This window comes from Streptomyces sp. NPDC002588 (assembly GCF_040295925.1).
In the GTDB taxonomy this organism is placed as follows: Bacteria; Actinomycetota; Actinomycetes; order Streptomycetales; family Streptomycetaceae; genus Streptomyces.
Genome location: NZ_JBEOWF010000089.1, coordinates 1 through 12165 on the forward strand (window position 1 = coordinate 1; position 12165 = coordinate 12165).

Annotated in this window: 10 protein-coding genes and 1 pseudogene; 10 read left to right on the forward strand and 1 reads right to left on the reverse strand. The window is 67.1% G+C overall.

Translation table 11 applies throughout. From position 1 onward, the window contains the following. Nucleotides 1-289 precede the first annotated feature (289 nt). From ABT057_RS48380 to ABT057_RS48410, 7 genes and pseudogenes are all read left to right on the forward strand, one after another. Nucleotides 290-1615 (forward strand): hypothetical protein, encoded by a 1326-nt coding sequence (locus ABT057_RS48380; RefSeq protein WP_352351684.1) that lies wholly within the window; start codon nt 290-292, stop codon nt 1613-1615. A gap of 155 nt (nt 1616-1770) precedes the next feature. Further along, on the forward strand, nt 1771-2187 hold the full coding sequence (locus tag ABT057_RS48385; RefSeq protein WP_352351700.1) for a peptidoglycan-binding domain-containing protein: 417 nt from the start codon (nt 1771-1773) through the stop codon (nt 2185-2187). A 65-nt stretch (nt 2188-2252) separates the two neighbouring features. Continuing rightward, nucleotides 2253-3068: a cutinase family protein gene (locus ABT057_RS48390; RefSeq protein WP_352351686.1), complete on the forward strand. Its 816-nt coding sequence runs from the start codon at nt 2253-2255 to the stop codon at nt 3066-3068. 86 nt (nt 3069-3154) lie between these two features. Beyond that, nucleotides 3155-3229: pseudogene (locus ABT057_RS48395) on the forward strand (zinc ribbon domain-containing protein); the annotation flags it as partial. Between the two features lie 57 nt (nt 3230-3286). Then, entirely contained in the window at nt 3287-3688 is a 402-nt protein-coding gene (locus ABT057_RS48400; protein WP_352351702.1) for a hypothetical protein, read from the forward strand. A gap of 1410 nt (nt 3689-5098) precedes the next feature. Beyond that, on the forward strand, nt 5099-5638 hold the full coding sequence (locus tag ABT057_RS48405; protein WP_352351688.1) for a hypothetical protein: 540 nt from the start codon (nt 5099-5101) through the stop codon (nt 5636-5638). After that, entirely contained in the window at nt 5635-6132 is a 498-nt protein-coding gene (locus ABT057_RS48410; protein WP_352351690.1) for a hypothetical protein, read from the forward strand. The genes ABT057_RS48405 and ABT057_RS48410 overlap by 4 nt, the downstream gene beginning before the upstream one ends. Here ABT057_RS48410 and ABT057_RS48415 read toward each other — a convergent pair whose 3' ends face one another. Continuing rightward, nucleotides 6133-7050 (reverse strand): helix-turn-helix transcriptional regulator, encoded by a 918-nt coding sequence (locus ABT057_RS48415; protein WP_352351692.1) that lies wholly within the window; start codon nt 7048-7050, stop codon nt 6133-6135. Between the two features lie 173 nt (nt 7051-7223). On the opposite strand from ABT057_RS48415, the gene ABT057_RS48420 reads away from it, so the two are divergent. The 3 genes from ABT057_RS48420 (at nt 7224) to ABT057_RS48430 (ending at nt 11575) form a co-directional block, all read left to right on the forward strand. Then, a complete protein-coding gene (locus ABT057_RS48420) occupies nt 7224-8570 on the forward strand; it encodes an aldehyde dehydrogenase family protein (RefSeq protein WP_352351694.1) in 1347 nt (448 codons plus the stop codon). Between the two features lie 436 nt (nt 8571-9006). Continuing rightward, nucleotides 9007-10119, forward strand: coding sequence for an alkene reductase (locus ABT057_RS48425; RefSeq protein WP_352351696.1), 1113 nt, complete (start codon nt 9007-9009; stop codon nt 10117-10119). 367 nt (nt 10120-10486) lie between these two features. Then, nucleotides 10487-11575, forward strand: a complete 1089-nt coding sequence (locus ABT057_RS48430; RefSeq protein WP_352351698.1) for an alkene reductase — start codon at nt 10487-10489, stop codon at nt 11573-11575. The last annotated feature ends 590 nt before the right edge of the window (nt 11576-12165 follow it).

Below are 12165 nucleotides of genomic sequence, written 5' to 3' on the forward strand. Positions count from 1 at the left end.
TTGACGATGCACAGTTCCAGGAGGCGAAGGCAGGCATCGTAGACACCCTCAGCCGTGCTTACGGCGCCAACCAGGCCACCCAGGGCTGACGACGGCCCTCCCCAGCATCAGCCGCGATCCACAGGGCCAGCCGATCTGCGCCACGTGCTACCAGCGACACCGCACCGGCGAGCCGTGCGCCCGCTGCGGCCGGACCAAGCCGGTCAACGCTCGATGGCCGATCGGGCCGGTCTGCATGACCTGCTACACCGCCGTGCTCCGGTCACCGGCCGAGTGCCCGCGCTGCCGCATGATCCAGCCACTGATCGCGCGCGGTGACGACGGCACCGAGGTCTGCGGACCCTGCGTCGGCTTCGCCGCCGACTACACCTGCAAGCAGTGCGGCCGGGCGGGAAATCCCCACAGCCGCGGCCGATGCGCTCACTGCGTCCTCGCCGAACGAGTCAACGCCCTGCTGGCCGGACCCGACGGCACGGTCACCCCACAGATGGAACCGCTCGCGGCCGCGCTGATGGACGCTCCCTCACCGTTCCCCGCCATCCAGTGGATCAAGGAGAGCCCGAACACCAAGCTCCTCGCCCGGCTCGCGGCCGAGGGCCACGAACTCAGTCACGAACTGCTGGACGAGCTCCCGCCCAGTCGGAACCAGCGCTACATCCGACAACTCCTCGTTCACACAGGCATCTTGAAGGAACGCCACGAGGACCTCGAACGCATCCCGGGCTGGCTGGAGCACGAACTAGCTGACAAGCCGGCCGCACACGCCAACCTCGCCCGCCCGTTCCTGCACTGGTTTCTGCTCGACGAGCACGCCAACGGGCCGCCCACCGCCACCATCCCGCCTCCGCCGACCGCGACCCTGCGGCGCCGCGTCAGCGTCGCCCTGGACTTCCTGGCCTGGATGGACCAACGCGACCTGGTCCTCGCCGACCTCGCCCAAGAACACATCGACGATTGGATCGCCGGAGCCACCAGCCAACGCCGCTACCTGATCCGATACTTCCTGAAATGGACCACGAGCCGTCGCCTCACCCGCGAACTGACCGTCCCCTCCATCCCGAGGCAGGAGCAGCCCCAAGACCTGCTCGACGAGGACGACCGGTGGCCCCTCCTCCAAAGCTGCCTGACCGACGATGCCCTGCCCACGGACGTCCAAGCTGCCGGTGCGATCACCTTGCTGTTCGGTCCGTCCACCGAACGTCTCTGCCATCTGACGCCCGAGCACCTCAAGTTCGACGACAAGCACGCCCACCTCATGCTGGGCCGCCACCCCGTCCTGCTGCCGCCAAGGCTCGCCGAACTGCTCCGTCAACTTGCCGAACAGCCCCAGCTGCGGCCGCAGCTCTCACGAGTTCAGCCGGGCCCACGGTGGCTCTTCCCGGGCATGGTCCCGGGCAGGCCGATCTCGACGCACGCCATGACCCAGAAATTGGGCCGGCACGGCATCCCTGTTCGTACCGCTCGCAACGCGGCGCTGGCCGCCCTCGCTGCTGATCTCCCCAGCCCGATCCTCGCCGACGTGACCGGGATGCACCGCCACACCGCCCTCCGCTGGGTCGCCTACGCCCGACGCGACTGGGCTGAATACCTCGCTGCTCGGGCGGAAGACCCGTAGAGCAGGCCAGCAGAGCCGGGGGGTGAGCCGCAGTGTCAGGTACCTAAGGCTGGGGCTCATGAAGCGGGGCGCAGCCCTCCCCGAGATGCAACCCGAGTTAGGGGGGCGCACGATGAGAAAAGGGCACCTTCCCGGAGGTGATCAGGATGCAACGTATGCTCATCGCTGCAGCGGCCCTGGCTCTTCCAATTTCCCTTGCAGGAGCTCCAGCTGTAGCGGCATCGCACGGCACTTCTGCGACCGTCGCAGTGACCAGCCCCCAGGCCGCACACACGTTAAACCGTCCAACGACCCTCGTGGCCCAGGGACCGGACGACGTGTGCAACTACACCGATAGTCGACCGAACCTTCACCTGGGGTCATCCGGGTCAGCAGTCCAACAAGCTCAGTGCTACCTAAATCAAGCTATAGGCGCCGGCCTGGACGAGGACGGAGACTTCGGGCGGGTCACGCAATCAGCAACAGAAGACTTCCAGCGATGTGCCGAAATCGTCGTCGATGGGCGCATCGGAGCCCAGACTTGGTCGTTCCTTTCCTTCTGGGCCAACGCGCCAGGCGCTCCCTTCTGTTGACGGGCCCGGCGCAGTGTGGTGCGGTCCCAAAGCTAAGTGAGCACTCCTATCCAAAGGGGACTCATATGCTCAGGAAGCTAGCTTTTTGCTTCGGGGCACTGGTTCTCTGCTTTGGCATAGCAACGCATCAGGCGACTGCCAGCACCAGACAGCCGATACCCGAGCATTGCCGAGACCTCTACTTCTTTGGCGGGCACGGTCTAGGCGAGGGTGGAGCGGGCGACTGGGGGAACACAGTCCAAGACGTATACAATAACTACGTAAAGGGCATAAACGATGCCGACCCTGACGTGTCAGTAGACGGCGAAGCGATTGCCTACCCAAGGACAGAGTTTCCTAAATTCGGGCCTGCCGAATACGTGAAAGAGAGGTTCAAAGGAGAACGGCCAGAGGTGGTTGCCGGGGCCGCTGCACTGAAGAGGCAACTCGCAAGCAGGATAAGCGATTGTCGAGGTACGGAGCACTATGTTCTCGCCGGATTCTCGCAGGGCGCATGGGTGATTCACCAGTACCTGAAGAGCGCACCCAAAGAAGTTCTGGATAAGATCTCGGGGGTTGCAGTACTCGGCGATCCGCAGTTCAAAAAAGCTGGAATCATCCCGAAGCTGCTTCCAAACTACGTAATCAATCCTTATTTTCCTCCCGGGGTCAGGCATCAAAGTTTGTGCCTCTCATATGACCTGCCAGGAGCAGGGCGCGCCGTGAGCGACCCAATTTGCCGATTCTCCCTAGTAGATTTCACGAGAGGAGATGAATCAGATCTAAGGAACTGTGAACTGGCCGCCAAAGGTCTGATCGACACAATCTGGTGCCCACATCTTCGCTACGTTCAGTCAGGCGGCACTAAGCGCCTCGCCGATTTTCTTGTCAATGCGAGCTGAAAACACAATGCCCTCTCGCCGTCTAACGTGGGTAGGCGATGCCTGGGCTCCGCGGCTCGACCCGCCAGGCAGGAGCGTGATGGACGATGTCGGAGGCTATTAGCTGCCCCCATTGCGGCGCGCTGGCTGCGCACGATGACACATTCTGCGCTATTTGCGGCCACCGAATTGCACCGGAAGGTGGGATTGATACACGCAAGCCAAGAACTGAGGCGGGCTTGGATTCCGCGGCCCCCGCCGTTCCAGAACGGGCATATGTTAACCAAGCGAGGGAGATCAATTCGAACGCTCTTTACGCAGAGTACGATTCCCGGAAGCTCGCCGTGCTGACAGGGTACGTGGCGGGCCTCATAGGCTTCCCTATCGGACTGCACAGGCTGTACGCCGGGAAGCCGCTGTGGTGGATCTATGTGATTCTATTCATCCTTGGCGCCATCGGAAGCCTCCTTCTCGTCGGATTTGTTTTCTTTGGAGTCATGTTCATCTGGTGGATTATTGACATGGCGCTCATGAAAGGGTGGGTGGAGAGGCGCAACCAGATCCTGCGCCACCAGATATTCGGCTGGGCAAAGGAAGCCGATAGGTATCCCCACTCGGACTGGGAGACGCGAGCGAGCTGACGCTTATTGCGTGGAACTAGAAAGTGAAGTCTCAATGTATTCGGGAGCTAGTAGTGGCAGGCCAACCTCGACTCCATTGCACGAACGGGCATATGCCGCCGCCTGACAAGGAGGCGTCTAAGTTCTGCACAATTTGCGGTGCTCCCGTAGTGATCGCTTGTCCCAATGACCACGAGGTCAAGCCGGCCCCCTATTGCAGCGTGTGCGGTGAATCCTTGCCCTCCACCGGCCTTCCCGCCGGTGACAGATCCTCCGAAACGTCACTGCCACCGACCGGTCCGAAGAAGTTCCGACGTGCACCACCAGCCCTCCTAATCGTCGGAGCGGTGCTACTGGCCATGCTCGTTGGGATCGGGTCCTACTTCGGTATCTCACGGCTGAGCAGCTCAGATTCCAGCCCCGAGCAGAGCCCGCCCGCACAGCCACCGCCCAGTACCCAGACGTCCTCGGCGCCGGTAGCCAGCGAGGTCCCTCAGCAATACCTCGGCACCTGGGACAGCAGCATCGACGACGCCTCCGGACACCACACCCGCCGTCTCGTCATCCAGCAAGGCGACGTCGGCGACACAGTTCTATTGCTCACAGCAGACGGCCCCACCAAGGACGGCGGCACGTATCACTGTGTCTTCACAGCGCAGTTGGCCTCAACACCCACGGGCGACGGTCCCCTCCGTATCGGGCCGTCCACAGTGACCGTGGCCGAACCGGCGTCAGCTTGCACCCCAGGTGCCGCCAGCACCGTCACTCTGCAGCCCGATGGCCGGCTCCGGCGCGTGAACGGTGAGCAGTTGACATACACAAAGGCAGACTGAACCAGGTCAGGGGCAGTCCCGCACTCGCTGCGGGACTGCCGTGAGCAGGCCAACGAGCAGACAAGCAAGACCTGACCAAGTGATGGTTTCGGACGAAGAGGACAACATGTCACGGGAATACTGCACAGTGGGAATAACCCCCCTGCGCCAGTAATCAAACACCTGCAGCGCGGCTGCGTGAGCGCCCAACGCGACACCGACGGCCACATCTACCGCTACCGGCTTCACGGACTGGCTTTCAAGGGCGAAGGCGTCCACGGCGCGGCCGCCACCTGGGTCGTCACCGCTCCCGTCGCACGAGCCGTCGCCGTCCTTGAACGCTGCCAGCCGGCCGACGAACCCTACCTGTTCGCGCACCCGCTCAAATCGGCCAACCATCAACGCCACCACGGGGCCGGGCGCGTGCGGACCAGCGCCACCACCATCAAGGACATCACCGCACTGGCCAAGTGCACGCCTGGACGCGATCCCCAAGGACAACGGACGCCTGCTGCGACTGACGCCTCGGCAGTTCCGTCGCACCCTGGCTTGGTTCATCGCCCGCCGTCCCGGCGGCACCATCGCCGGCGCCCTGCAGTACCGCCACCAGCGCATCCAGATGTTCGAGGGCTACGCCGGCACCAGCGACTCCGGCTTCCGCGACGAGGTCGAGGCCGAAGAAGCCTTCGCCCGCGGCCAGTTCCTCGCCGAGCTGGGCGCCGACGACGACCGGCCGTCCCTGACGGGCCCCGCCGGAGAGGAAGCCGAAGCCCGGCTCGCCGAGCTCGCCCGCCACACCGTCTTCGACGGCCAGGTCGTCACCGACGAAGCCCGCCTGCGCCGCATCCTGGCCCGCCACGACACCCGCCTGTACCCGGGCACCTTTATCACCTGCGTCTACAACCCCGACCGTGCCCTGTGCCGCATCTCCGAGGGCCCCGCCGATCAGCCCGTCATGGCCGACTGCAAACCGCTGGTCTGCCGCAACACCGCTCTCACGCCCGCCAACCGGCAGGCCCTCACCGGTCACTTCGCCCGCCTGGACGAGGCCCTCGCCGACAGCGACCGCCTCGCCCCCTACGTCCGTCACCGCCTTGAGGAACAGCGCCGCGCCACCGCCGCGTTCCTCACCCGCCACACCCCGGAGACCGCCGAGTGAAACGTGCCCTGCCCGGCACCGAGACCGTCAAAGCCGCCATCGACACCGTCCTTGCCGAGGCCGCAGCCCGCGGACGGCGCCCCACCGTGACCGCGATCGAGCGGCTCCTGGACATCCCGCACGCCACCTTCCACCGGCACTACGCCGACCTGATCGACGTGCACTTCCGGCCCCGCATCCCGGCGCTGGCCCGGCCTGCGACGCCGACGGAACCCTCCGGATCCGACGTACGTACGGAAGCCAACCTGAGCCGGCTGCGGAAGGAGAACACCGACCTGCGCCGCACTCTCGCCCTGTACGAGGAGGCCATCCGCCAGTTGGCTCTCGAAAACGAACGCCCTGCGCAGCGGCGGCACCGTTCTTCCACTGCCCCACCGCAGCAGGCCCGCGCCACCCGGGCCGTCCTGAATGCGACACCCTCCCGCAGGCGCCTGGCGTGGATAAGGTCGCTGGGCGTGGCGCTCAGCCGACTACCGGTGATCAAGGGGAGTTGATCAAGCCGTGCGTGCCGACGGCGTGCTCGTTCCCGCCCGGGTCGCGTCCGCGCCCCAGCTGGCCAGCAGTCGCAGAGCCTCCGCCGACGGGGAGTTCGGTTCGGCGTGGTAGGTCACCAGCATCTGCTCGTGGTCGTCGGCCTGGTGGAACGACTCGAGGCGGAGATCGAGTTCGCCGACGAGCGGGTGGTGCAGGCGCTGGATACCGTGGCACTTCTCCTTGACGTCGTGGGTGGCCCACAGCCGCCGGAACTCCTCGCTCTTGACGGAGAGTTCGCCCACCAGCGCGGACAGCCGGGGGTCGTTGGGATGGGAGCCGGCGTCCATGCGCAGCTGAGCGACGACGTCGCTGGCTTTGTGCTCCCAGTCCACGAACAGGTCGCGGTACTCGGTCCTAAGGAAAACCAGCCGCGCCCAGTTCTGCTCCCTGGCCGGCAGCTCGGCCCAGTCGCCGAAGACCGCCGCGGCCATCCGGTTCCAGACAAGGATGTCCGAGCGCCGCCCCACGAGGATCGCCGGAACACCGTCCATGGTGTCCAGCAGCGTCCGCAGGGGGCCCCGCACCTGCTGGGTGCGGCCAGCCGGCTTCTTCTGTTTCGGCTTCGCCAGGTGTGTGAGGTGGGCGTGCTCGGCGTCGCTCAGCCTGAGGGCGCGGGCGATGGCGTCGAGGACCTCCGGCGACACGTGCCGCCCGTTGCCCTGCTCCAGGCGTGTGTAGTACGCCACGGACACCCCGGCCAGCTGCGCCAGCTCCTCGCGGCGCAGCCCCGGTACCCGCCGGTACCGCCCGTAGTCCGGCAGTCCCACGTCTTCCGGCTTCAGCCGGGCGCGTCGGGTGCGCAGGAACTCACTGAGCTCGGCACGCAGGTCCAGAGCGCCGGCGGCCAGCTCGTGCACCGGTTCGGGGTATTCGTCCATGTCTCGAGTATCCACGGTCGGACGCACACCTTCCTGACCCAACCAGTGGTAGGCATCGCGCGCGTACGCAAAGCCGTGACCTGGGTGGATGCCGGATCGTCCAGCACGCTGGCCACTGTGCCCGGCTGGAAGACGGCCAGGGCGTGGCCTGGATCAAGAACGGAGTACATCCCATGAGCGCAACACAGGGGATCGAGTCGAGGACGCACCAGAGCGAGACGGCTGCGGAGGTGGTGGGCCGCCTTCGTGCGACGTTCAACACCGGTGTCACCCGCCCACTGGACTGGCGCGTCGACCAGCTGCAGCGGCTGCGGGCACTGCTGGTGGAGAACGAGCAGGAGCTGCTCGATGCGCTCTGGGCGGATCTGAGGAAGAACGCCGCCGAGGCGAAAATGCAGGAGATCGACTTCACCGTCGCCGACATCGACGAGGCACTGGCGAACCTCGAGAGCTGGCTTGAGCCCCGCCCGGTGGAGGTTCCCGCCCACTTCGGTCCCACGACCACGGCCTACACCACGTACGACCCGCTCGGGGTGGTCCTGGTGATCGCTCCGTGGAATTTCCCGCTGCACCTTCTCATCGACCCCATCATCGGCGCGCTGGCCGCCGGGAACACCGTGGTGGCCAAGCCGAGCGAGATGTCGGTGCACACCTCGGCGGTCGCTTCACGCCTGCTGCGCCAGTACTTCGACGCCGACGTCCTCACCGTGGTCGAGGGGGGCGCCGAGGAGACCACGGCCCTGCTGGCACAGCGTTTCGACCAGATCTTCTACACCGGCAATGGCACGGTCGGCCGGATCGTCATGGCAGCGGCAGCCAAGAACCTCACCCCGGTCACGCTTGAGCTCGGGGGCAAGTCGCCGGTCTTCGTGGCGCCCGACGCCGACGTGGACGAGACCGCGAAGCGGCTGGTCGGCGCCAAGTTCGGCAACGCGGGGCAGCAGTGCATCGCCCCCGACTACGTACTGGCCGATCCTGCCACCGCCGCCGCGCTGGTCCCCGCCCTGCGCGCCGCGGTCGAAGCCCAGTTCGGTACCACCCCGCAGACCTCAGCCGGCTTCGGCCGGATCATCAACGAGCGGCACTTCGACCGGCTCACCCGTCTGCTGGATTCCGGCCGGGCGGCGGTGGGAGGCCAGCACGACCGCGACGACCTGTTCATCGCACCGACCGTGCTCACCGATGTCGACCCCGCATCGCCCATCATGCAGGAGGAGATCTTCGGTCCGATCCTCCCCGTCGTCGAAGTCGAAGACCTCGATGCCGCCATCGCCTTCATCAACGAACGCGACAAGCCCCTCGCCCTCTACGCCTTCACCACCTCCGAGGCCATCAAGTCGCGCCTCGTGAAGGAGACGTCCTCCGGCGGCGTCGCCTGGGGCCAGCCGGTGATACAGCTGCTCATGCCGGGACTGCCTTTCGGCGGCGTCGGCGAAAGCGGCTTGGGCCGCTACCACGGCCGGTATTCCCTGGAGACGTTCAGCCACCTCAAGGCCGTCGCGGACGTGCCGCTCAGCTAGGCCCGCGCTTTCGTGGAGCAGGCTGTCCGAGGGGCGATCGGCCGGCGGAAGGCCTCAGGCCGGTGAGCATGAGGAGCACTGAGATCGCTGTTCCCGCGACCGCCGGAAAGCGCGTTCCAGGTGAGCCGTGTATCGGTCCTTCGCGGGGGCGCGTCGGGGGAGTCGGTCGCGGCGCGGCCTGCAGACACCGATCCGTACCGACTCCGGCGGCGGCACCCGTGACTTCGTCACCTGGCTGACTGCTGATCGTGTGCAAGCAGCGAACGCCCGTACTGCGGCGGGCAGTTGCGCTTGGCCGGCGTCGATGCCGATGGCATGCGGTTCTCGCCGCGTTCGCCGCCAGCACCACCCACACCCGGCTCGCGGTCGTGCAGCCGCGTCGCCGTCAGCGGGCCTTCATCCCGTTCTCCTCCGTATTGCAGAAAGAAAGAAACCCATGACTGTCAACATCTCAGAAGTCTCACCCGTCCCGTCGCTCTTCTCCCCCGTCTCGCTCGGGAAGATCGAGCTCGCCAACCGCATCGTCATGGCACCGCTGACCCGGGTCCGGGCCGGCTCCTCCGGAGTCCCCGGGGACCTGATGGTCGAGTACTACCGGCAGCGGGCGAGCGCCGGAATGATCATCACCGAGGGCACCTACCCCAACCACGCGTCGCAGGGGTATGTCGGTGAGCCGGGCATCGCCACCGACGAGCAGGCGGCCGGTTGGCGGCGGGTGTTCGAGGCGGTGCACGCCGAGGGCGGCCGCATCGTCCTGCAGATCATGCACGCTGGCCGCGGCACCCACCCCGACATCAACGGCGGCCGCCGCATCCTCGCCCCCAGCGCGATCGCCATCGACAACAAGACGTTCACCGAGAAGGGCGAGCAGCCCTACCCCGTACCGGAAGCGATGGCCACCGCAGAGATCCGGGCAGCCCTGGAGGACTTCGTCGCCGCGGCCCGCCGGGCCATCGAGGCGGGAGCGGACGGCGTGGAAATCCACGGCGCCAACGGCTACCTGCTCCAGGAGTTCCTCTCCCCGGCGGCCAACCAGCGCACCGACGAGTACGGCGGCTCACCGCACAACCGCGCCCGCTTCGTCGTCGAGGTCGTCACGGCGGTCGCCCAGGCCGTCGGTGCCGAGCGGGTCGGGCTGCGGATCTCGCCGGAGGTCGACCTCGGGGACGTCTTCGAGACCGACCGGGACGACGTCCTGGCCACCTACGGCACCCTGATGGACCAACTGCGCCCGCTGGGCCTGGCCTACCTCTCCGTACTGCACGCTGAGCCGGGCGGTGACCTGGTACAGGAGCTGCGGCGGCGCTTCGACGGCAAGCTGATCGTCAACAACGGCCCCTTTGGGGGGCAGACCACCCGCGAGCAGGCGCTCCAGCAGATCGAGGCCGGCCACGCCGACGCCGTGGCCGTGGGCCGGGCCCTCATCGCCAACCCCGACCTGGTCGAGCGCTGGCAGGGTGGCCACCCGGAGAACGAGCCGCGGCCGGAACTGTTCTACGGGCCGGGCGCCGAGGGCTACACCGACTACCCCTTCCTCGAAGCGGCTTGAGGCCCGCGGTCACGCCTGTCCATGCGGCAGCCCCACTCACCCATGGACAGGCGCCCGACCGGCGACACTGTGCCCGCCCCTTTGAGCCCGCGGTCACAGCGGCGATCACCGGCTCGGGGACCGTCGGGTCCGTCAGGGCGTTGACGGTCCGCAAGTTCCTGGTCAGCAGCCTGCGTTCAGTGACCTCGGCGAGCACATCGCTCTCGTGCGTGGCCACCGCGGCGGCCTTCGGCCACAGCTGACGCCTATGACTGTTTTCCAGCGGCGGCCCACCCTGGCCTTGCCGATCGCCAGTTCCCCGCCACCCCGCAGGGAACGTGCCGCCGCCTGTCTCTTTCACCTGACCCACTCTTCGAAGGAAGCTGCCATGACCACCGCGTTCGACCCGATCGACCTGAGCGGCAAGACGCTCGCCAACCGCATCGCGATGGCGCCGATGACCCGCAGCCGCGCCGACGCTCCCGCAGCCACGGCGACGGAGCTGATGGCCACCTATTACGCCCAGCGCGCGAGCGCCGGCCTGATCATCACCGAGGGCATCCAGCCGTCGGCCGGCGGTCAGGGCTACGCCAGCACCCCCGGCCTACACTCCGCCCAGCAGGTCGACGCCTGGCGGAAGGTGACCGACGCCGTCCACGCCCAGGGCGGCACGATCTTCGCGCAGCTCATGCACACCGGCCGGATCAGCCACCCCAGCCTGCTGCCCGACGGACTCCTCCCCGTCGCCCCTTCCCCGGTTACGGCGGCGGGTCAGGTGTTCACCTACCAGGGCCCCCAGGACTACGTCACGCCGAAGGAACTGGATCAGGACGGCATCACCCAGACGATCGCCGACTACGCCGACGCCGCGCGCAACGCGATAGCCGCCGGTTTCGACGGCGTGGAGATCCACGGGGCGAACGGCTACCTGATCCACCAGTTCCTCGCCCCCAACACCAATCTGCGCACCGACGGCTGGGGAGGTCGCGCTGCGGACCGGGCCCGCTTCGGTATCGAGGTCGCCACGGCCATCGCGGAGGCGATCGGCAGCCACCGGACCGGCTTCCGTATCTCCCCCGGCAACCCCTACAACGACATCGCCGAGACCGACCCGGCCAACGTGCTGGAGACCTACACCACCCTGATCGCCGGACTCGGCCGGCTGGACCTCGCCTACCTGCACCTGGTCGAGAGCCCGGACCGCGACCTGACCGCCCGGCTGCGCAAGGTCTGGCCGACGGCGTTCATCCTCAACCCCTTCACCCACCCCGAGACCACCGGCCCCAGCGCACTCGCCCACATCGCGGACGGCACCGCGGACATCATCGCCTTCGGCGCGCTGTTCCTGGCCAACCCGGACCTGCCCGCCCGCCTCGCAGCCGGCGGCCCCTACAACACCCCCGACGCGGCCACCTTCTACGGCGGCGACCACCACGGCTACACCGACTACCCGACGCTGCCCGCCGACAGCGCGTGAACCGAAAAGGGTCATCGCCGGCGAGTGCGGAGGCGGGACGCGGCGTTTCAGGCCGCAGGCCACCGGCGTCCCTCTGGTCCTGACCTATGCGCCTGGTGGCGGCACTCGCCGCCTGCCACATCTGGCGGACCACCTTGGGGAACCGGCAGCTGAGAGAAGAGCTTGAGGCCGCGACGGGCGGCGCTCGCGGCGCGGGCGATCCCGGACACGGTGCCCTGCGTATCGCCGCGCAGGGCACCATCGAAAGCTTGGACGACGCGTTCGCGACCGCGTCGGAGCACGGTGCCAGAACCGACGCCACCACTGGTCCAGGGCCCTTCACACCGGAGGGCCCTGCCCCATGCCCGCAGTGGACAGCGGACAGAACAAAACCCCATCCATAACTTCGGCTCGAGCGTCCAGCCTGGCGACTCGGGGACGGCAGTGACTGCGCGGGCCAGAGCGAGTGGGGCGGGCAGAGCGAAGGGCGGCACCAGGACCTCCTGCGGGACCTTCAGCTTGACTCTGACGCGTAAATATCACCAGGTCAGGGTGGGTGTGGACATGACTGTGTGCCCGGTGGCCGCGGAGGACCGCCGGGTGTTCGGGCT